Below are 22,050 nucleotides of genomic sequence, written 5' to 3' on the forward strand. Positions count from 1 at the left end.
AATTTTTATTTAACTTTTTATACCCTAACATTCAAATGCTACTTTTATGCTACGAAAAAGTTTTATCATAAAGTTGTAAAAAATTCAAAAGGAGACTTAATGACTAAAGAAGCGATTGAGCTTATCAAAAGCAATCCGGATTATCAGCGCTTAGTTAAAACGAGAAGTAAATTTGCATGGACACTTACGTTTGTATTGCTTGCAATTTACTATTCGTTTATTTTAACTATCGCTTTTGATCCGCAAATTCTCGGAACTCCTATTTCACAAGGTTCTGTGATTACTATCGGTATTCCTATCGGTTTACTTATTATTGTTGCGGCATTTATACTTACAGGTATTTATGTAAACAAAGCAAACAAAGAGTTCGATGACTTAACAAAAAAAGTAAAAATCGAACTTGAAAAAGAACTTGAAAAAGGAGCACAATGAAAAAGCTATTAATTTTGGCACTATCTTTCGGTTCGTTGTTTGCAGCTGGAGCAATAACGGGAGAAGTGCAAAGACAACCGTTAAACGTTTCCGCTGTTGTAATGTTCTTAGTTTTCGTTCTTGCAACGCTTGGTATTACTTACTGGGCGGCAAAAAGAACAAGAACGGCTAAAGATTTCTATACAGCAGGCGGTGGTATTACAGGATTCCAAAACGGACTGGCTCTTGCAGGTGATTACATGTCTGCAGCATCGTTTTTAGGAATTTCAGGTTTGGTATATTTAAAAGGTTACGACGGACTGATTTATTCAATCGGTTTTTTAGTTGGTTGGCCGTTTGTACTTTTTTTAATTGCTGAAAGACTGAGAAACCTTGGTAAATACACATTTGCAGATGTTGTATCTTTCAGACTAAAACAAGGTCCGATCAGAACACTTGCTGCATTTGGTGGTATCGCTACTGTTTTACTGTATCTTATCGCTCAGATGGTTGGTAGTGGTAAACTTATTCAGATTTTATTCGGACTTCCATATTCATATGCTGTAATAATTGTAGGTGTTTTAATGATTCTTTACGTAACATTCGGTGGTATGCTTGCAACTACATGGGTACAGATCATTAAAGCCACACTTTTACTACTTGGTGCAACATTTATGGCACTTGCTGTTATGGTGCATTTCGGTTTTAATTTTGAAGAATTCTTCAGAAAAGCTATTGAAGTACATCCTCTTCATGATAAAATCATGGCACCTGGCGGTTTAGTCAGTGATCCATATTCGGCAATAAGTTTAGGAATTGCACTTATGTTCGGTCTTGCTGGACTACCGCACATTCTTATGAGATTCTTTACTGTTGCAGATGCTAAGGAAGCAAGAAAATCAGTATTTTTCGCTACAGGTTTTATCGGATATTTTTACATGCTGACATTCATTATCGGATTCGGTGCAATCGTATTCGTATCAACTAATCCTGAATATCTTGATGCGGCAGGTAAATTAATCGGTGGTAACAACATGGCTGCAATTCACTTGGCACATGCTCTTGGTGGTAACCTGTTCTTAGGATTTATCTCAGCAGTTGCATTTGCTACTATTTTAGCGGTTGTATCAGGGCTTACTCTTGCAGGTGCAAGTGCAATAAGCCATGATTTATACGCAAACGTTGTAAAAAAAGGTAAAATCGACGAAAAACAAGAGATGAAAATTTCTAAAATAGCTACACTTGTAATCGGTGTACTTGCTATTATTTTAGGTATTGCGTTTGAAAAACAAAACATTGCATTTATGGTTGGACTTGCGTTTGCAATCGCCGCAAGTGCAAACTTCCCTGTACTTTTCTTATCAATGTATTGGAAAAACCTAACAACAAGAGGTGCGGTAATAGGCGGAAGTATCGGTCTTGCTACAGCAGTTTTATTAGTTATTTTAGGACCGACTGTATGGGTGTCAATCTTCGGATTCGATAAACCTATATTCCCTTCAAAATACCCGGCGCTTGTAAGTGTTACAGTTGCGTTTGTTGCAATATGGTTCTTTTCAATTACAGATAAAAGTGAAGATGCAAAAAAAGAAAGAGAAGCGTTTGAAGCCCAACTTATCAGATCAGAAACTGGAATCGGTGCAGAAGGTGCCGCAAAACATTAAGGATATTTATGCAAGAAACCAAACAATATCTATCATCTATACCTCCTTTCGATTTACTTACGGAGGAGGAACTCTCCTCCGTTGTAAATAACACGGATATAGTCTATTACACACCCGGAAGTAAAATAAAAGCTGAAAATTTACTGATTATCATAAAAGGTAAAATAAAAAGCGAGAATGAAGTGTTTACTTCTGAAGATGTTGTTTTTGCAAAAGAAATTATTGAAAACAAAGCATCTGAATTTGAAATATTGGAAGAGTGTCTTTGTTATGAAATAAAAAGAGATATTTTTCTTGAAGTTTTAAACAAAAATCATAAATTTAAAAATTATTTTCTCCAAGACATTGCAAGCAAACTTCAGACTTTAAGAAAAAAATCTCTTGAAAACCAGTTTAGCAGTTTTCTATCAGCCAGGGTTAAAGATTTAATTATACATCCCGTAACTTTCGTAAGCGGAACCGATTCAATAAAAAGTTCCGTTATTAAAAAAGAAAAAGAAAATTCTTCAGCCATTATTATAGATAACACCGCAATAGTTACGGATTCAAATTTGAGAAAAGTAATTACAGAAGATATTCCTTCCTCAAATCCGATAAAAAATATAGCAACCAATAATATAGTAACCATAGAGGACGAAGACTTTTTATTTAACGCCCTGCTTCTTATGACAAAACACAATATAAAAAGATTAATAGTTACAAATGAAGACAAAATAATCGGCTCTATCGAACAGATTGATTTGTTAAGCTATTTTTCAAATCATTCGTATTTGATCAGTGTTAAAATAGAAAAAGCAAAAAATATTGACGATCTCAAAGAGATTACAAACGGACTTGTGGATTTAACAAATCTTCTTTTCAATAAAGGACTTAAAGCCAGATACATTGCAAGAATAATTAGTGAACTTAACCGTAAAATCTTCAGCAAAGTCAGCGAATTTGTTTTTGATGAAACATATAAAGAAAATATTTCATTAATCGTAATGGGCAGTGAAGGCAGGGGTGAGCAGATTATAAGAACAGATCAGGACAACGGAGCGGTTATAAACGATACATTTAACTATGATATAAAAAAATTTGAGAAATTTTCCGAATATTTAAAGACACTCGGCTTTCCTGAGTGTCCGGGTAAAGTAATGGTAAACAATCCTTTTTGGTCAAAACCTCTTAAAGAATTTAAAAAAGATATTTTCGAGTGGCTTGACACCCCTACTCAGGAAAATATGATGAATCTTGCAATACTTCTTGACGCAAATGTCGTATGGGGAGATGAAAAATATTTAAATGAACTTAAAAAGTACCTTTTTGAACATATAAGCGACAATGCTACGCTTCTTAGTTCTTTCGCATCATTTGTTGACCAGTTTGAACTGCCTATCGGCATATTGGGACTTAAAGAAAAAGTCGATATGAAAAAAATAAGATTTATTATAGTACACGCCGCAAGGGCTTTTGCACTTGAATATAAAATACAAAAAACATCTACTGTTGAAAGAATAAAAGAACTTAATAATATAGGCATTATCAATAGACAGTTTGCAACTGAACTTATCGAAAGCTTTGATGTTATACTTACATTAACACTTAAAAGCAAACTTGAGCAGATAAATAACGCAAAGCCGGCAACCAATATACTCAATATAAAAAATTTAAGCAAAATTGAAAAAGATATGTTAAAAGACAGCGTGAAAGTTATTGCCGAATTTAAAAAACTCACAAAACATCACTTTCATTTAAGTGTGCTTTGATGTTTGGGAAATTTTTTAAAGAATTAGAAAAGAAAAAACTTAAAGATAAAAATTTTGAATTTCTGTTTGATGAATACGAAGGCGATGAAGTTGTCGTGGTTGACACCGAAACCACGGGACTTGACAGAAAAAAAGACGAAATCATTTCAATAGGTGCCGTAATTGTTAAGAACAACAGAGTCCTTTTAAGCCGAAAATTTCACATTTTTGTCAAACCTTCAAAAGAACTCAGTATTGAAAGTATCAAAATTCACAAAATAACGCCCGATATGCTTAAAAACGCTCTTGAGCCGGAAACAGCTATAAAAATGTTTTTAAACTTTATAAAAAACAGGCCTCTTGTCGGATATTACCTCGAATTTGACGTAGCAATGCTTAATAAACTTACAAAAAGATACCTCGGAATTAAGCTTCCTAACAGACAAATAGAAGTTTCAGCCGTTTATTACGATAAAAAAATAGGCCTTATTCCTCAAAAACATATCGATTTAAGGTTTGATTCTATTATGAAAGATCTGAACCTTCCAATAATTGGAAAACATGATGCGCTAAACGATGCAATAATGACCGCCTTGATGTATATTAAACTTCAAAACTGTAAAAAAATATAATCTACCCTTCTGAAAAATATCATTTTGAGAAAACATCTGCAGCGTAATGGTCGAAATTTCTGAGAATTTTCGGGTACCATAGCGAAGCCGTTTGAAAAAACGATATATTTCAAAGAACACAATTGTAATTTTCACTACTCATTTTTAATTTTTCACTTTACATTTTTCATTTTCAATGCTATATTGTTGCTACACTTATTTGTTAGTATTTGCAAAATTTTAAGGAGACGCCATGATACTCGAAGCTCTCAAATATATGGTACTCGGAATGACGGTGGTTTTCGCATTTCTCTACTTATTGACCGTTATTCTTGAATTTCAAAGAAAAATAATTGAAAAATATTTCCCCGAGGATGAACCCCCAAAACAAAAACCGAAATCAAAAAAAGACAAACTAAAAAAAGTGGCGGCAATTGCGGCGGCAATACATCATAAAAGGACTCAAAATGGCAACTAAATATATTGATGTTATGGATACGACTTTCAGGGACGGCTTTCAGTCTGTATTTGGAGGCAGGGTTTTAATGAAAGATTTCCTGCCTGCTGTTGATGCCGCGGTCGAAGCCGGAATCAAACATTTCGAATTCGGAGGAGGAGCGAGGTTTCAGAGTCTGTTTTTCTATCTTCAGGAAAATGCGTTTGATATGATGGATGAGTTTGCAAAACGTGCTAAGGGAGCAAACCTTCAGATCCTTGCAAGAGGTATAAACACGGTGATGCTTGATACCGGAAGCCGTGAGATGATAGATCTTTTTGCAAAGCTTTTTGCAAAACACAACACTACTACGGTTAGAAATTTTGATGCTTTAAATGACGTAAACAATCTGATATACAGCGGTCAGGCAATTAAAAATGCAGGAATGAAACATGAAGTTGTCGTAACAATTATGGACCTACCGCCAGGGTGCAGTGGTGCTCATACCGTAGAATTTTATGAAAAGATATTAAGAGATATTATTGAAAATGTAGAATTTGACTCTGTCGCTTTCAAAGACGCTACGGGCACGGCGAATCCTAATAAAATATATGAAACCGTAAAAATGGCGAGAAAGCTTTTAGGTAGAGACGTTCATATAAGACTGCACACACATGAAACGGCGGGAATCAGCGTAGCAAGTTATCTTGCCGCACTAGAAGCGGGAGTTGACGGGATAGATTTGGCAGCGGCACCTGTTAGCGGAGGTACGAGTCAGCCCGATATCATAACCTTACTTCATGCCGTAAAAGGCAAACCGTACAACCTCGGTAATTTGGAAATCGATAAAATAGTTGAATATGAAGAAACACTTAAAGAATGTCTTAAAGATTATTTCCTCCCGCCTGAAGCCACACAGGTAAATCCTATAATTCCCCTCTCACCAATGCCGGGCGGTGCTCTTACCGCAAATACGCAAATGATGAGGGATAATAATATTCTTCATAAATTTAACGACGTTATTAAAGCTATGAGAGAAGTTGTTGAAAAGGGAGGATTCGGAACAAGTGTAACACCGGTGAGCCAATTTTACTGGCAACAGGCATTTAACAATGTAATGTTCGGACCTTGGAAAAAAATAGCACCGGGATACGGAAAAATGGTACTTGGGTATTTTGGAAAAACACCCGTTAAGCCTGATGAAGAGATTATAAAACTTGCAAGCGAACAGCTCAATTTAGAACCTACAAACGAAAACCCTCTTGATATTGCAGACAGAGATGAAAGAAAAACAATTAAATATTGGCAAAGTTTGCTTGAAAAAGAAGGCATCGAAACTACTGAAGAAAATATATTTACAGCAGCTTCTTGTCAGGAAAAAGGTATAGCGTTTTTAAAAGGCGAGAGTCCTCTGATGATTAGAAAAAAAGGAGAAGAAATGAGTAAATCTAACGGAGTTTATACTGTCATAGTCGACGGTGAAGTATTCAATGTAGAAGTGAAAGAAGGAAAAGTTGAAATTAAAGAAACAAAACCTGTAGAAAAAAAACCTACAACTATTGAGCCTACATCTGATGATGTTGTAGAAGTAGAATCACCGGTTCCGGGAAATGTATGGAAAATACTTGTAAATCCGGGAGATAAGGTAAAAGCCGGAGATAAACTTATGATTATAGAATCAATGAAAATGGAAATTGACATCCCTTCACCCGTAAACGGAATTATTGCGCATATTCCGGTAAAAGTTAACGATTCAATTAACGAATGTGATGTTTTAGTCACAATTGAGGAGGATTAAATGAGAATAAAAGCATTTATTTTAGCGCTTTTTTTATTGTTTTCTCCTTTAGTTTTATCTGCAAGCAATGCAGAATCTAACACTACTAAAACAATACAAGTACACCATGAAAAAAGTATAAGCGAGCTTTTAGTGGGCTTTTACAAACAAACGGGAATTTATGCGTTTTTAAACCCGCAGGATAATGTAAAAAACGCTCTCGGAGAAAAAGTTAGTAAATTTCACCAAAGTTTCGGAAGAATTATTATGATTCTTATTTCTTTTTTACTCTTCTACCTCGCAATCAAAAAAGGGTTTGAACCGCTTTTACTCATACCCATAGCATTCGGAGGGCTTCTTGCAAACATACCTCTTGCAAACATTATAGGTGACGGAGGATTTATAGGAGAGCTGTATAAAGCCGGAATTGCAAACGAACTTTTTCCAATACTCATTTTTATGGGTGTGGGAGCAATGACGGATTTCGGACCACTTCTGGCCAATCCTAAAACTGCGCTTTTAGGAGCTGCCGCACAGTTTGGAATTTTCGGTACATTAGTCGGTGCCGTAGCTCTTACTCAAATGGGAATATTTGACTTTTCCCTTCAAGACAGTGCGGCTATTTCAATTATCGGAGGGGCGGATGGTCCTACTTCAATTTTTATAGCATCTAAACTTGCTCCGGATCTACTCGGAGCCATTGCTGTAGCGGCTTACAGTTACATGGCTCTTGTACCTTTAATCCAACCGCCTATTATGAGAGCTTTAACAACCGAAGAAGAAAGAAAGATTAAAATGAAAGCCGCAAGAAAAGTCTCTAAACTTGAAAAAATGCTCTTTCCTCTTGTGGTATTAGTACTTACCATTTTAATTATTCCGGAATCAAGTCCGCTTATCGGTGCACTTACATTCGGAAACTTTATAAGAGAAAGCGGTGTGGTTGAAAGACTAAGCAAAACATTGCAAAACGAACTTATTAATATTACTACCATTTTCTTAGGACTTGCAGTCGGTTCTAAACTCGCGGCTGAGAAATTTTTAGTACCGGAAACACTTGGCATATTAATATTAGGACTTGTCGCATTCGGAATAGGAACTGCTGCAGGAGTTCTGATGGGGAAAATTATGAATAAATTTTCAAATGAACCTATCAATCCTCTAATAGGTGCCGCAGGTGTTAGCGCAGTACCTATGGCTGCGAGAGTTGCGAACAGAGAAGCCACAAAAGAAGATCCTACAAATGTTCTATTAATGCATGCAATGGGTCCAAACGTTGCAGGGGTTATCGGAAGCGCAATAGCAGCAGGTGTACTTCTTTCAATTTTTTAGGGGTTAAAATTTATATAAAACCCCTATTCCCAAATACTGATTTCTCGTGAAACTCTCAGGTTCAACAATATAAGTCGTTGTACCGTTTAAAACAACACTGGCCGGATCGCTTCTATTAATATGCCAAAACTGATATCTGTACATTAAACTAATCATAATTCTACTGTTATATTTAAAATAACTTGCAATCTGGAATTTAAGACCTTCCGTTGTACCCAAATCAAGTGTCGTACCACTTCCTATATGCGCGTCAAGTTTGGGATTTATGGCAAGCTGATACTGAAAATCAGTTGTTAAAAAAACTTTTCTGATTTTAAAAATATAAAAATACCCGAAACTAAAATAAGACCAGTAATATTGTTCGTCATAATCTCCTGGATAATCACTTTTTCCTCTGTTCCAATATCTGTAACCAAATGCCAAATAATAAGGATTTCTAAACGGATGAATTCCGCCTTCTAAATTTATTAAATACACACCGTCTTTTGTAAGGCTAAGCGGAGTGCCTCCCCATGTGCTTCCGTCATAATGCGTTGAGCCGTATGCATACTCACCTTTTAAATAAAAAGGAAGTGAAGTTCTATCAGAATACTTGACTCCTATTCCGTTTAAAGAACCGAAGTTGCTGCTTTCTCCATCTAAATAAACACCGCTTGAACTATATTCTTTATAATCGAAATTAATGGAATATAAATAGTATTCAATATTTGAAGCGTGTATAAAAACAAATGAAAGTAATACTAATAACTTCTTCATTCGAAAAAGCCTTTTTGAAAATATTTTGACAAATCTATATTGTAAATTTTTTTGTTTTTATACTTTTCGGTAAGCATTTTGACAGCATTGATTAATTCAATTGATTTAATACCGTGGCTGATACTCATATACGCTTCGGTAAATGCTGCAAAATGATCCGCAGCTTTTATCAAACTTCCGTCAATTCCTTTCATTCCTAATAAGTCTTCAGCAACATCCACTTTTTTTACCTGATTGTCAATAATCAATTTATTTGCGAATTCGTCCGTAATCAATATTTTAAGTTCATCTCTTATATTTTTAGGCACGAGAGGCAATATTTTTTCATCTATTAAAAAATTTTCATACGTTTTAAGTATTTCGTCAAGTCCTTGCACATTATGCTTAACCGGTGCTATTATATCTCTCGTTAGAGCTTCAGGCAGATCATGAAAAAGTCCTGTGAAAAAATTGTAGTAAATTTTGTGATTATTACCTCCGTATTCTTTAGTAAATAAAAAAGCAACAATCGCTACAAAAAGCATATGACCAAGAACAGACGTTTCAGGTACCCTTGGAGTGTTTGCCCATCTTTTTTGAAATCTCAAATTACCGCATAAAGAGATAAAATCATAACTTTTTTTCTTAAGTGAAAGAACTTTAACCCCTTCTAAGTCATAATAATCTTCAAGCTCGTTTTCAATATTTTCTTTAATTTCCCTCATTCCGTAAATATCCGGTGCGAAATTATATATCATGTCAAATTCCCATTTACTTGCAAGATAACTTGAAGCTGAAAGAACACGCTTTTCTTTAGAATTGTCAGAGTTAAATATCTTAACGTAATATTCTAACTCCTCATCAATCAAACCTTTAAGATTGTTTAATACAAATTCATCTAATTCTTTACCTTTTTTCTTTCTCAAAAAATGATAAACCGGCGATTTTAAATCAGTTAAAACCGCTCTGTATAATATACCGGCAATTCCCAAATGTATCAGTTTATAAAAATCTATATCATCTTCAAAATGAGCTAAAACATACGCAATAATCATTCTATGAGCTTGTTTGTCAAGTTCAATAAATTTTACCGGGCGAGGTAAGTCGTTCCATCTTTCAATTGATGCGGTAGAAAAAAGCAGCTTTATCAATTCTTTATTCATAGTTTATCCTTTAATGACACTCCTTTAACTTAACTCTACATTAATTGACGATTATGCTTTAATATCAAGAAGTGTCTTTGTCATTTCGTCTTGTGTTTTTATTGCCGGAACTTGAGCTTTAAATCCTTTTTCAATAACAATTTGATCAGTTAATTCTTTCGTTAAGTTCGTTCCTGCATCAGAAATATTTGCACTTATCTCCAATTTGTCCACAATATGTGCGTCTGTCGCTTTAAAATCTTTAGTGTTGACATTAGCGACATTATTGGCGTTTATATCCATTAGAATTTGATGTGCTTGCATAGACTTTGCATTTATTCCAATCATAATACTCTCCATTTTTTTATTGATTCTAAAAACAGATAACGTTTATAGTATAATTCTACCAAAAAAAGGAATTCATATGAAATTATGGGGAGGCAGATTCTCTAAAGGTGCCGCAAAACTGCTTGATGAATTTAATGCATCCATTATGTTTGACAAAGAACTCTATATTGAAGATATAGAAGGTTCAATAGCCCATTCTCAAATGCTGGCTGAACAGGGAATTATAACCCAGGATGAAGCGGATAAAATCAAAGAAGGCCTGCTAAAGATTAAAAAAGAAATTGAAAACGATGAATTTATATGGGATATAAGCGATGAAGATTTACATATGGCAATTGAAAAAAGACTTATCGAGCTAATCGGTGATACAGGAAAAAAACTGCACACCGCAAGAAGCAGAAACGATCAGGTTGCGGTGGATTTCAGAAGATGGAGTTTAAAAAGAAACCTTGAAATAGCTCAAAAGATAAAAGAACTTATCGAAACATTCGTAAACATCGCAAAAGAGCACAAAAACACCCTGCTTCCTGGAATGACACACCTTCAGCATGCACAGCCGATAAGTTTTGCATATCATATGCTTGCATATGCGAATATGTTTAAAAGGGATTATGAAAGATTTATTGAAAGCTACAAAAGAAACAACAAAAACCCTTTAGGATGTGCGGCTCTTGCAGGAACTCCCCACCCTATCGACAGAAACAAAACGACTAAAGCCTTGGGATTTGACGAACCGACAGTAAACTGCCTCGATACGGTAAGCGACAGGGATTTTGCACTTGAACTGTTATTTAACATCTCAATGCTTATGATGCACGCAAGCAGAATTTCTGAAGAGCTTATTATCTGGTCTACAAGCGAGTTCGGATTTATTACTCTTAGTGACGAATACTCAACAGGAAGCTCAATTATGCCTCAAAAGAAAAACCCTGACGTTCCGGAACTTATAAGAGGTAAAACAGGAAGGGTTTACGGTAACCTTGTGGCACTTCTTACGGTTATGAAAGGACTCCCTCTTGCATACAACAAAGATACCCAGGAAGATAAAGAAGGTGTATTTGACAGCGTTAAAACCGCTCTTATTTCCGTAACAATCCTAAATGAAGCACTAAAAACAATGACGGTAAACAAAGACAAAATGTATGCCGCTTGTAAAAAAGGACATCTTACTGCAACAGACCTTGCGGATTATCTCGTAAATAAAGGTATTCCGTTTAGAGAAGCACATCATATAACAGGAAGAGCGGTAGCTTTAGCTGAAGAAAAAGGCGTGGATTTAAGCGATTTAAGCATTGATGAGCTTAAAAGCATTGATGAGAGAATCGGGGACGATGTGGATTTAAGCCTCGAAAACTCTATGAATTCAAGAAAAAGCCTTGGAGCTACGGCACCTGAGAGGGTTGAAGAACAGATAAGATATTTTGAAAACTTTTTAAAGGAGAATAATGATTAAAATAAGACACCTAAACGATCATTTATATGAAGCCTCCAACGGCAAAGATATTATTATCGTAGATCCGAAAAAATATACACCGATTGATTTTTTTATTACAGGTCTTGGAAACTGTTCGGCATATGACGTTGTGGAAATGGCTAAAAACAAAGGCTATGAACTCTCAAACTTCGAACTTGACATCGAATATAAAAGAAAAGACACGTTCCCGAGAATCTTTACCGAATTTCATTTTATATACAAATTCAACTCAAACGCCGATGCTATGACGGCAAGAAGATGGGTTTTGAGCTCACTTGAAACATACTGTTCGACTATTAATACTATCAGAAACACAAGTAAAATATATTATTCTATTTATAACAACGGTGAAACAATAGCTTTTAAAGAAAGCATCATTTCAGGTGAAGTAACACACACCCATGAATTTGACGATGACGATGACGGCTTCGGCTGTGTAGCTTGAGGCTAAAATCAGCTCCGGGGTCCGGAGACACTTTTGATATAATAACTCAAAAAAAGGATAACAATGAAAAAAATATTATTTATGGTACTACTTTTAACTGTTTCTGTATTTGCTGCAAAACACGGCACAACCAACGATCCCGATTTACAATTGGCTCTTGAGGGGAAATATGATAAAGCCATTAAAGGTTTCGAAAAAAGATGCGAAAAAAACGAAGCCTACGCCTGCGGTATGGTTGCATATTTTTACAATAAAGGTTTCGGTGTAGAAAAAGACAATAAAAAAGCATTAAAATATTACGAAAAAGGCTGTAATTTAAACGATTCTGACAGTTGCACAATTTTAGGATATTATTATTATAAAGGTATTTTAGTAAAACAAGATGTTAAAAAAGCTTTAACACTTCTTAAAAAAGCTTGTAAACTTGGTAATAAAGACGCTTGTAACTATATAGAAAAACTTCACTAATGACATACGTAATTTACGGAGATATTCATGGATGTCTTGAGGAATGGGAAGATCTCAGATCTCTCATTCCCAAAAATTCCTTTGAAATTTGCGTAGGTGATATCTTAGACAAAGGTCCGTATGCTGTAGAAGCCCTGCGATATGCTCAAAAAAACCGTATATTTTCTATCATGGGAAACCATGAATATAAACACTTAAGAAAACATTGGGGCAGAAATGTTATACTTGACGATGATCAGCAAAGAATATACCCACAATTAAAAAAAGAAGACTTTGAATACATAGAATCAATGCCGTTTTTTTTGAAAATGAATCATCTAACGGTTATTCATGCGGGAATAAGTAATAAATTATATCTTAACAATCCTAAATTAAACTTAATGACTCTGCTTTTATTTATGCGGGATGTTGATGAAGAAGGAAAATTTTTGCCTTTAAATCATAATAATCCTAATGCCTCTTTTTGGGCCGATGTATACAACGGTCATGAAGGATTTATTGTTTACGGTCATTCTCCTTTTCAAGAACCATATATTAAAAGAAATTCGATAGGAATAGATACAGGATGCGTATATGGAAACAAACTATCTGCAGTTGTTATTCCAAATACACTCAAACCTTGGGAAAATGAAATAATACAGGTAAACGCTCGGCAAAAATATGCCGAGCCGCATGTACCTTTGCGTTAATTTTCTTTTTTATCTTTTTCTTTTTCCGCTTGTGGCATTTGTGTAGGTGCTTTTGCTTTATTGAATCCGCTCATAAATGAGCTAAGTTTAGTTTTAAGGTTTTCAAATATACCTTTAGTACCCTCATCACCTTTAAGTTTGTTTTCGATTTTTTCAATTTCTTCAAACAGATCCTTGTAATCTGTTTCAATTTTACCGTATCCTAAAGCCTGTGCAAGCAGTAACTGTTCTTTTGCATATTCAAGAAGTTTTGAAAGTTCTTCTTTATTGGCTTTATCATCGTCTTTTGTCATTTCACTTGCTTTTATTATAGTTTTTTCAGCCCTTAAGATTGGTAATGGAATCACTACTTTTTCAATTATTAAAGTTTCAAGCGCTTCAACGATCAGTGCTTTTGCCTCTTTGAATTTACCTTCTTCCACTAAAGGAATAATTGCTTTTATTACAACTGGATATGTCCCTATCGGTAAAGCGGTAATGTAAATATCAAGCTCGCTTGCAAGGTTTAACATAATATCTCTTGCAAGAGCAACTTCACCTTTTTTAATCAATGCAACAACTTCGGTTTTTGCAAGTTCAACATCTTCTACAGTTCCAGGGAAATCAACTACTTCTTCTCTTACGCCAATTGGCACAGCTTGCAGCGTAGGATCTTTTGCTACTAATACTTCAAGCTTACCAAGTACTTTTTCAATCTGTTTTAAAACCTCTTCTTTATTTTCTTTATCTAAAAGTTCAACAACTTTTACAACAGCGTTTATTGCATCAGTAGCTTCTTGTGTTATTTGTTTTACTCTTTCATCTACATAATTTTCTTTTGCTTCCTCTACATTTTTTGTAACTTCTTTGTTTTCTGTTACTTTTTTTTCTTCTGCCATTTTTTCCTCCTTAAAAGTTTTGATAATTATACAACATTGACATACTATTTGTCAAGTTATTTTAGTGTTTACATTTATTAATTCTAAATTATATGATTTAACTTTTATGCATAAACTGCCCGTTATAAGGAGAAAAAAGAAATTTAAAAATTATTTATATTTAAATGTTTATAAAGAAAGAAAAGCTTTGTAAGCAGTATAAAAAAGACTAAGAGCAAAAAACAAAAAGAGTGCTGAAGATATTTTATTTACAGCATTCATAATTTTTTCTTCAATATTAAGTTTAGAACTAAAATAAGCAGCAATTATAAATGCAAATGTTATTCCTATATAAAGACTTATTAAGCTCAACATAACATTTTTACTCATAAACGGTGTAATAACAACAGCAAAGAAAATCATAGCCTTAGGATTTGAAAGATTTAAAAAAAGAGCCTCTTTATAAATATCAAATTTACGCAGGTTATCACAGCTTTTTTCAATATGTACTTTTTCGTTAAACACTGCTTTTGCGATCCTCAAAAGATAAATACCACCGGCAATACCGACAATCATCTGAAAATATGGATTATGCCCTATACTCCCGAGTCCTATTCCCACAAGAGTCAAATATACGATATTTCCCGTAAGAATTCCAGCAACAGCCAAAAACGCGGAAGTTTTACCTTTGCAAAGCCCCTGCCTTATAATATAAAATATATCAGGACCCGGCGTCAATGCGGCAAAAAACCCCATACTCGCCAAAATAATATATTCCATTTACACCCTTTTTGATAAAATTATACAAAAAAGGCATATTAATGAAACCGTTTATCGTAATGGACGTCTTAAAAAAAGCAAGAGAACTCGAAGACGTAATACATCTTGAAATAGGCGAACCCGACCTGCTGCCCTCTCCAAAAGTCAAACAAGCCCTTGAAAATGCTCTTAAAAACAACAACTTCTTCTACACCGAAGCCAAAGGACTTGAAAGTTTAAGAAAAAAAATTGCAGCCCATTATAAAAGCATGTACGATGTTAACGTAAATCCCAAAAACATAATTATCACCACAGGTACTTCGACTGCGTTTTTAATTGCCTTTTATTTCAGTAAAACTATCGCAACCCCTACCCCGGGATATCCATGCTATGAAAACTTTGCGGAACTTGAAAACAAAAAATTTATAAAAATCCCGACTTCTTTTCCCGAATACAAAATAAACATAAACGAACTCAATAAATACAATTTCGATACTCTTATGATTTCATCACCCAACAACCCAACAGGAACCATATACTCTAACGAAGATTTGAAATACATCTGCAGTTACTGTGAAGAAAACGGTAAACTTCTCATAAGCGACGAGCTTTATCACGGTCTCGTATATTCGGATGATTACACAACCGCACTGAAATACAACAAAAACGCCATCGTTATTAACGGGTTTAGCAAATATTTCTGCATGCCGGGTCTGAGAATTGGATGGATGATCGTACCGGACGCTCTTGTAAGGGATGCGGAGATAATCGCACAAAATATCCTAATATCCGCCCCTACGCTTTCCCAATACGCCGCACTTGAAGCGTTTGATTATGAGTATTTAAGCAGTGTAAAAGAGGAGTTTCAAAAACGAAGAGACTTTTTGTATGAAGAGTTAAAAGATCTGTTCCCTATAGCCAAACCTGACGGAGCTTTTTATTTATGGTGCGATATCAGTAAATATTCAGACAATTCACTTGAATTTTGCAACACTCTGCTTGAAGTTGCTAAAGTCGCCGCTACTCCGGGAGTTGATTTCGGTGATTTTAATACATATATCAGAATTGCTTACACCAAAAATATTAATGAACTTGAAACTGCGGCAAAAAGAATGAGAAATTTTTTAAAAAATATTAAATAACTGTTAATATTTCCGAAAATTTTGGTTATAATTTCAATGCGTTACGTGTTAAGTAGGGATACGCAAGCCGAACGGACGTGGCGTAATAAAATATCACAAAAGGAAGAAAAATGAAAAAAATCGTAGCTCTTATGGCAATTTTCGCAGCATTTGCTTTCGCAGCAGATGGTGACACAATGATTAAAGCGTACAGCGTAATCGCAGCTGTAGTAGGTCTTGGTCTTGCAGCACTTGGTGGTGCAATCGGTATGGGACACGCTTCTGCGGCAACTATCGCTGGTACAGCAAGAAACCCTGGTATGGGTGGTAAACTTATGGGTACAATGTTCATCGCATTAGCGATGATCGAAGCGCAAGTTATTTACGCACTTGTACTTGCACTTATCGCACTTTACGCTAACCCATTCTTAGGTTAATAAAAAGCCCTTTTTCGGGTTTTTTATTTTAACCTATACTTGGTGTCTGGCACTGTTTTGTAATGTGACTTATTCTTGTAATTCTTACCTATAAATTGCTATATGCTTATATAAACAATAAAAACCTTTCAATGGTATTGAATACCTTGAATCATTTTGTTATAATTTCAGTCTCCAAGCGACGGTGGTGGAATTGGTAGACACGCAAGGTTGAGGGCCTTGTGGGCGTTAGCCCGTGAGGGTTCGAGTCCCTCCCGTCGCACCACTGAAATGCTTTCTAACCTTCTAAATTTCAGATTTTCAAAGCAATTTTAGAAATAAAAAGCGACCCACAAAAATAACTTTCGAGCAAAATTTTTGCAAATTTTAAAACTTAACAATATTTTTGATTAATTGTTAAATAACTAAACATATTTGTTTTAGAGCAGTAAAGAATAAAAGATAAATTGTTATGAATAATGTCTGGCACTGATTAGAGTTAGAGATAGTTGAAAAAAATATAGAAGAGGAAAGAAGAGATTATTTAATATTACAGTATTTTGATACGTTTTTTATTTTTCAACTATTATGTAGTATACAGTTTTCAAAAAAAATTTTTGAGGATTACAATAAAAATAAGAAAAATAAGCAAACTTTTATGTATTCACATAAAAAATTCAAAGATACATGGTTTTTTTAGGTGTGTATTCGCTTTGTATTCTTTACTTATATTCATATAATTTTTTGTATTCTTTTCTCTATTCATGGTGCCCCACACCTAAGTGGGAGACGTGCCCTCCTCTCCCGCGAAAGCAGAGAAAATTAAAAATATTAGTCTTTTGTTTTTAATTTAGATAAAATAGTTTCGATGACTGTTTTAACTTCTTTATTAGTTTCATTTTTATATATTTTAGTTAATTCTTCAGTAAAATATGTGTTATTCTTAGTAATTTGTCCGTACTCGATTAATACTTTTAGCAAGTTGAATCCATTTTTCTCAGAAATAACTTTATCAAAAATTTTTTTAATTTCATCTTTATTGAAATATTTAGAGGAAAATTCTTTTGATAATATTAATTTTAAAATTATTAATTGATATTCATTTATATTACTTACATTTCCTTTAACATTTTCTAAAATATTATTCATTAAAGTATCTAAAGTCTCTTTTTTTAAAAGATATTTTAAATTTTTGAAAGCATATTTTAAATGTTCATTATCTTTTTTTAAATTTTTAAATTCTTTAAATAATATTTCTCCAACTTCATCATGATAACCAAAATTAAATCTATATTTTTTATTAATAAGATTTTTAACTATATTAAAAATATAATTCTTTGATAACAAATGCTTGTTATTTTTATTTATAAATTCAATAATCTCTTGTTTAATTTCTTCATCATCCTGCCAGTTATTTATAAAATTCAAAAATAATAATGTCTCTTTATGTAAAATTTCATTATCACTTTTAATATTATCTATTACAAATTTTTTATACCAATATTTGTTTTCTTTATTTTTATTTTTTATGACTTTTTTATATTCTTCTAAAACTTTATTTGAAAATAATATATAATAATCAATTAACAATTTATCTTGAAAATCTCCAGCTCCTATTTTTTTTAAAATACTTTTTAAAATTATAATTGTATATTCATTATTTATTTTTTCTAAATTTTGTTCTATATTGTTTAGAAAATCATATAACAGATTAAATTCATTTATTTCATTGATATACATATCAAAATCTTTTATAAGCTCATCATCTTTAATTATTAATTCAAATATTTCTTTAGTATTAACCTGGGTTCCAATCTTTAATCTAACTATGATGTTAAAAGTATTTGTAAAAATGGATACTAATGATAAAGGTAATAAAACTTCTTTATTATTTATTTTTTTAGAAGTTAATATATATATAGCTAACAAATTTAACAACTTAGTTCGAATTTGATTATCTTTAATGTAATTTTCAAAAGCCTTATCATCATCTTTTATAAAATTTAGTATATTGAAGAAAAATATTTTTATTAATACAGTTCCTTTAAATATAGTTAAAAGAACTTTATTGGTAATTAAATTAACATTAATAATACTTTGAATCTTAGTATTATTATAATTATTAATTAAATGTAATATTCTATTTATAAAATCTTTAGTTATAGCTATTTTATTTTTTTCATCCAAAGCATTCGGAGTTAAAAAAGATATCTTATATAAAATTATATGTTCTTTTTTTATATCTATAATATTGTTCTCATTATCGTTTATTCTATTATTAATGTTTTTTATTATTTCTTCTATATTAAATATTTCAAAAGATATAAGTTTTTGCAAAAATTGGATATTGTCTTCTGATGATTTTATAAAATCGAGAAGAATTATTTCATTGTTTTTTATATTATGATCTACTTTGTTTTTTAATTGTTCAAAGAGTAAATCTTCTATATCCATTTTTTCGGTAAGTTTAATTAAAACCTTTAAAAAATTAATTTTATTTTTATGCTTCATTTTCTTTTTCCTCTGTAATTGTTGTAGATATTTCAATACTTTTATTTATAAAAAGTTTTTTTATTTCTTCATTTTGTTTTAAAATAGAACTCAAAATTTCTAGATTAGAATCATTTAATTTAGAAAGCACTTCACTATTATTAATATCTTCTTTTAATAAGTTAACCAGTTTTCTAATATAATCTTTATAAATAATAGAATATTTTTTTATATCTGATTTTTCTAATACAAAAAATAAATTTAAAAGTAAATTTATATCTTGTTTACATTCATCTTCAAGTCTTGTTATAGATTCTTTTAATAGATTATCAATTTTACTTTCTTCATTTATAATTTTAATTATTTTATTTATTTCTTTTATATCTTTTTCTTTTACAAGTCTATTAAATTTTTCAATATAGATACTATATATCTCTACTACTTTATAAAATTGTTTTAATATATTACTTTCAATTCCAATAGGATCATTTTCAATATCATTAATTAATTCTAATAATTTTTGAAATTTCAAATCTTCTTTAAGCGATTCTGAAAGTCTTTTTCCATTTTCAATTTCTTTAATAATTTTGTCAAACTTTTTCTTTTCTAAAAAGTTTTTTAATATAATATACACCGCTTGCACTTTTATATCTATTTTATTTTTCCAAAATAAATAATTTTGCACTAAGTTATTAATAAAATTTTTAATTTCTCTTGGAGTTAAATTATTATCGGTTTTTTTGATTATTTCCTCAAAAAATCTTCTAATAAACAATATATCTTGTTCTTTTAAACTATTGTTAAAAGCTTTATTTAGATTATCATTAAAAAATTTTCTCCAATCACAGTGAGTTATATTTGGAATTTCTATTTTATAAGGAAAAACTTTTTCTAAAAAATCTTTAACAAATTTTTTTGGATTTTCTTCATCTTCATTTATAATGCTTTTTATTGTTTTTTCAAGTCTTTCTTTATCTATAGGTATTAAAAAATAAATATTATTTAAATTTTCTTTTTTTATTACTTCATTATTTAATTGAATAAGTGATAATGTGTCTAAAACAGTACCATCATCAACTCTGTCTAAATTATCAAAAATTATTATAAATGGTTCTTCATTATTTCCATTATTTTCTTTATTATTCTTTTCATGTTTTTTTGTAAAAATATATTTAAAGTAATTAGCATAATCATAAGTAGTAAATTCTAAATCTTCCTTTGTCGTATGTGATTCAGTTACATCTATTTTCTTAAAAAAATAAAATTTTATAAAATCATCTAATTTTTCAATGGAAAAAATTCCTATAAAAAACAAAAATAAAATTAAAATACCTTTTATGAAAAGCTTTGAATCTGCCTCAAGAGAAAAAAATTTAAGAATTAACGGTAATACTAAGTAATCAACTATTTTTGATAAAGCAACTATAATCAATGAAAATAATAGTATATAGAATATAAATTTTATAGAATTGTTTAAGTCTACAGAAGGTTCAGAATCTATAATACGACTTACAACTTTTTTAGATAACACATCTTTTATAGTTAAACTTTTTTTAGTTTTATAAGAATTTTCTTTAGTTTCATTGGAATTTTTCTCATAATTTTCATTTTCTACTTTTAGTTTTTTTGCTAATTCTAATAAAAATGCCCTTTTTAAAAAATCTCCTTTATGAGACCAAGAATCAAAAATAAAAATATTATCTTCTTTGAAAAAACCTTTTTCGTTATCTTTTAGAATTTCAACTATTGTAGATTTTCCAGACCCCCAACTCCCAAATAATCCTATAACTTTATTTTTATTATCTTTAATTAAAAAGATAGTGTCCTTAATAAGTTTTGCAATTTTATTATGTAAATTTAATTCATCTTTTGCTAAAGGTTTTTCATCTAAGAAAGTAACTTCAATAATTTGATTTTTATCCAATTTTATACACCCTTTTTAAAAAATTATATCAAAAATTAATTACTTATTAATTTATATTAAAGAATAAATTAATATTATTACTTTTTAATGCTAAAAAAAGAAAAAAGACTAAAAGTCTTCATCTTCGTTTTCTTCTTCATCTTCATCAATAATTTTAATCTCGTAAGCGTCAACAAAATCCCAAAAGCTGCAAGTGTATGCAATTTCATCAACTTTTTTTAAAACGTAAAAAGGATAATATTCTAAGTTTACGATTTTTATAACACCTTGTTCATCAAACATTTCATCATATAATTCATCCGCTCTTTCTTCTGTTACTCTCATCATTTCAAGCTCCTTTTAATTTTTTTAAGTTTTCGATAATCGAAGAGACACAATCCCGACCAACGGGAAGACAACTAACTCATGTAAAACGAGAAATCCTCTCTAATTATCAAAAAACTTTTTTCTCTTTTGCCTACGACAAAATAAACAAACAACGCACTATTAAACGAAAAAGTCAACAATTTAGTAGAAACACGGAAAAATTTTTTGAAGGGCTTGTTGTTTACTTTTTTGTAAGTGCTTGTAGAAGTTTATTTTAAGAATTAACTATTAGTTGTAGAATAAAAAAATTTTGTTACATATTTCTTTAATTTATTATAGATTTTATCTATTTGAAATGATTGTGATTTATAAATATTTTTTTTGATCTTCAAGACTCCCACATCAAAAACAAAAGAACACTGAAATGCTCCCATACTCCCAAAGAAATCATATTTTAAAAAGCCTCTATAGTTTCCCCTCCAGATAATAATGAATGCTACTTTTCTTAATTAAACTTGGAAGTGTTAAATTATCATTATTAGTTAATAAATAAATTAACTAATGATCTTGTAAATTTAGAAAATTTAAACATTTCGAAATTGTATCATGAGTATAATCTACACTTACATTTAATGCTTGAAAAACTAAAATTTTTGCTAATAAAAATATTTAGATATCTCTATTTGTATGAATTGTTTTATGAAAAATAGCTATTGTATAATCTTTTTCTGTTTTAGATAAATTTTTCAAAAATTCAATTACATCATCAAAATCTTCTTCCCTATATATTATCAATTTTTCAATTTCATTTTTTAAATATATTTGATGATTATCTGATATAAAATCTATAAATGATTTTATCTTTGGAATTGTTAAAAAATCTTAAGCTAATTAATAAAAACTTTTTTTTATCAGTTTCTT

22 protein-coding genes and 1 tRNA gene are annotated in these 22,050 nt (G+C 31.4%); 14 read left to right on the forward strand and 9 right to left on the reverse strand.

Translation table 11 applies throughout. The features are described 5' to 3' along the window. Positions 1 to 99 precede the first annotated feature (99 nt). The 7 genes from NAMH_RS05000 to NAMH_RS05030 all read left to right on the forward strand — a co-directional run bounded on the left by NAMH_RS05000 (position 100) and on the right by NAMH_RS05030 (position 7,955). Entirely contained in the window at positions 100 to 432 is a 333-nt protein-coding gene (locus NAMH_RS05000; protein ID WP_015901763.1) for a DUF485 domain-containing protein, read from the forward strand. Further along, on the forward strand, positions 429 to 2,075 hold the full coding sequence (locus NAMH_RS05005; RefSeq protein ID WP_015902581.1) for a cation acetate symporter: 1,647 nt from the start codon (positions 429 to 431) through the stop codon (positions 2,073 to 2,075). The genes NAMH_RS05000 and NAMH_RS05005 overlap by 4 nt, the downstream gene beginning before the upstream one ends. An 8-nt stretch (positions 2,076 to 2,083) precedes the next feature. Further along, positions 2,084 to 3,823 (forward strand): DUF294 nucleotidyltransferase-like domain-containing protein, encoded by a 1,740-nt coding sequence (locus NAMH_RS05010; RefSeq protein WP_015902394.1) that lies wholly within the window; start codon positions 2,084 to 2,086, stop codon positions 3,821 to 3,823. After that, positions 3,823 to 4,434 (forward strand): 3'-5' exonuclease, encoded by a 612-nt coding sequence (locus NAMH_RS05015; protein WP_012663962.1) that lies wholly within the window; start codon positions 3,823 to 3,825, stop codon positions 4,432 to 4,434. Before NAMH_RS05010 ends, NAMH_RS05015 begins: the two co-directional genes overlap by 1 nt. A 232-nt stretch (positions 4,435 to 4,666) precedes the next feature. Then, entirely contained in the window at positions 4,667 to 4,891 is a 225-nt protein-coding gene (locus NAMH_RS05020) for an OadG family protein (protein ID WP_015902165.1), read from the forward strand. After that, positions 4,881 to 6,647, forward strand: coding sequence for a biotin/lipoyl-containing protein (locus tag NAMH_RS05025; protein ID WP_015902769.1), 1,767 nt, complete (start codon positions 4,881 to 4,883; stop codon positions 6,645 to 6,647). The genes NAMH_RS05020 and NAMH_RS05025 overlap by 11 nt, the downstream gene beginning before the upstream one ends. Further along, entirely contained in the window at positions 6,648 to 7,955 is a 1,308-nt protein-coding gene (locus NAMH_RS05030) for a sodium ion-translocating decarboxylase subunit beta (protein WP_015902213.1), read from the forward strand. Between the two features lie 3 nt (positions 7,956 to 7,958). Here the strand turns inward: NAMH_RS05030 and NAMH_RS05035 are convergent, their stop codons facing one another. Genes NAMH_RS05035 through NAMH_RS05045 form a run of 3 tightly spaced genes read right to left on the reverse strand, consistent with a single transcriptional unit; the run spans position 7,959 to position 10,156 of the window. Continuing rightward, complete coding sequence (locus NAMH_RS05035; RefSeq protein ID WP_012663525.1) at positions 7,959 to 8,711, reverse strand: hypothetical protein; 753 nt, start codon at positions 8,709 to 8,711, stop codon at positions 7,959 to 7,961. Then, positions 8,708 to 9,853: an HD domain-containing protein gene (locus NAMH_RS05040; RefSeq protein WP_015902471.1), complete on the reverse strand. Its 1,146-nt coding sequence runs from the start codon at positions 9,851 to 9,853 to the stop codon at positions 8,708 to 8,710. Before NAMH_RS05040 ends, NAMH_RS05035 begins: the two co-directional genes overlap by 4 nt. 51 nt (positions 9,854 to 9,904) lie before the next feature. Next, positions 9,905 to 10,156: a flagellar basal body rod C-terminal domain-containing protein gene (locus tag NAMH_RS05045; RefSeq protein WP_187146589.1), complete on the reverse strand. Its 252-nt coding sequence runs from the start codon at positions 10,154 to 10,156 to the stop codon at positions 9,905 to 9,907. 100 nt (positions 10,157 to 10,256) lie between these two features. On the opposite strand from NAMH_RS05045, the gene argH reads away from it, so the two are divergent. The 4 genes from argH to NAMH_RS05065 all read left to right on the forward strand — a co-directional run bounded on the left by argH (position 10,257) and on the right by NAMH_RS05065 (position 13,256). Next, positions 10,257 to 11,633 (forward strand): argininosuccinate lyase, encoded by a 1,377-nt coding sequence (argH, locus tag NAMH_RS05050; protein ID WP_015902657.1) that lies wholly within the window; start codon positions 10,257 to 10,259, stop codon positions 11,631 to 11,633. Further along, a complete protein-coding gene (locus NAMH_RS05055; protein ID WP_015902290.1) occupies positions 11,626 to 12,099 on the forward strand; it encodes an OsmC family protein in 474 nt (157 codons plus the stop codon). The genes argH and NAMH_RS05055 overlap by 8 nt, the downstream gene beginning before the upstream one ends. 63 nt (positions 12,100 to 12,162) lie before the next feature. Next, on the forward strand, positions 12,163 to 12,567 hold the full coding sequence (locus NAMH_RS05060) for a cysteine-rich Sel1 repeat protein (RefSeq protein WP_012663522.1): 405 nt from the start codon (positions 12,163 to 12,165) through the stop codon (positions 12,565 to 12,567). After that, on the forward strand, positions 12,567 to 13,256 hold the full coding sequence (locus tag NAMH_RS05065; RefSeq protein WP_012663667.1) for a metallophosphoesterase: 690 nt from the start codon (positions 12,567 to 12,569) through the stop codon (positions 13,254 to 13,256). The genes NAMH_RS05060 and NAMH_RS05065 overlap by 1 nt, the downstream gene beginning before the upstream one ends. Here the strand turns inward: NAMH_RS05065 and NAMH_RS05070 are convergent. Together NAMH_RS05070 and NAMH_RS05075 are read right to left on the reverse strand one after the other, a co-directional pair. Further along, a complete protein-coding gene (locus NAMH_RS05070; protein ID WP_015901997.1) occupies positions 13,253 to 14,134 on the reverse strand; it encodes a YfdX family protein in 882 nt (293 codons plus the stop codon). The two genes, NAMH_RS05065 and NAMH_RS05070, sit on opposite strands and share 4 nt — an antisense overlap. A 168-nt stretch (positions 14,135 to 14,302) precedes the next feature. Then, on the reverse strand, positions 14,303 to 14,893 hold the full coding sequence (locus NAMH_RS05075; protein WP_012663560.1) for a LysE family translocator: 591 nt from the start codon (positions 14,891 to 14,893) through the stop codon (positions 14,303 to 14,305). 41 nt (positions 14,894 to 14,934) lie between these two features. On the opposite strand from NAMH_RS05075, the gene NAMH_RS05080 reads away from it, so the two are divergent. From NAMH_RS05080 to NAMH_RS05090, 3 genes are all read left to right on the forward strand, one after another. Then, a complete protein-coding gene (locus NAMH_RS05080) occupies positions 14,935 to 16,014 on the forward strand; it encodes a pyridoxal phosphate-dependent aminotransferase (RefSeq protein ID WP_015901928.1) in 1,080 nt (359 codons plus the stop codon). Positions 16,015 to 16,124: 110 nt separating this feature from the next. Then, positions 16,125 to 16,430, forward strand: a complete 306-nt coding sequence (locus NAMH_RS05085) for a F0F1 ATP synthase subunit C (protein ID WP_012663829.1) — start codon at positions 16,125 to 16,127, stop codon at positions 16,428 to 16,430. 178 nt (positions 16,431 to 16,608) lie between these two features. After that, positions 16,609 to 16,695: transfer RNA gene (locus NAMH_RS05090), tRNA-Leu, on the forward strand. A gap of 545 nt (positions 16,696 to 17,240) precedes the next feature. Here the strand turns inward: NAMH_RS05090 and NAMH_RS05095 are convergent. From NAMH_RS05095 to NAMH_RS09350, 4 genes are all read right to left on the reverse strand, one after another. Next, the gene (locus tag NAMH_RS05095) at positions 17,241 to 18,920 is read right to left on the reverse strand and encodes a hypothetical protein (RefSeq protein ID WP_012663942.1); all 1,680 of its coding nucleotides are present in this window, start codon (positions 18,918 to 18,920) and stop codon (positions 17,241 to 17,243) included. Beyond that, positions 18,910 to 20,823 carry a P-loop NTPase fold protein gene (locus NAMH_RS05100; protein ID WP_015901885.1) on the reverse strand — a complete coding sequence of 638 codons (1,914 nt, stop codon included), beginning with the start codon at positions 20,821 to 20,823 and terminating at the stop codon, positions 18,910 to 18,912. Before NAMH_RS05100 ends, NAMH_RS05095 begins: the two co-directional genes overlap by 11 nt. Before the next feature lie 108 nt (positions 20,824 to 20,931). Continuing rightward, on the reverse strand, positions 20,932 to 21,150 hold the full coding sequence (locus NAMH_RS05105) for a hypothetical protein (RefSeq protein WP_015902000.1): 219 nt from the start codon (positions 21,148 to 21,150) through the stop codon (positions 20,932 to 20,934). A 648-nt stretch (positions 21,151 to 21,798) separates the two neighbouring features. Beyond that, positions 21,799 to 21,924: a hypothetical protein gene (locus NAMH_RS09350; RefSeq protein ID WP_012663937.1), complete on the reverse strand. Its 126-nt coding sequence runs from the start codon at positions 21,922 to 21,924 to the stop codon at positions 21,799 to 21,801. Positions 21,925 to 22,050 lie beyond the last annotated feature (126 nt).

It is taken from the genome of Nautilia profundicola AmH, from assembly GCF_000021725.1.
In the GTDB taxonomy this organism is placed as follows: Bacteria; Campylobacterota; Campylobacteria; order Campylobacterales; family Nautiliaceae; genus Nautilia; species Nautilia profundicola.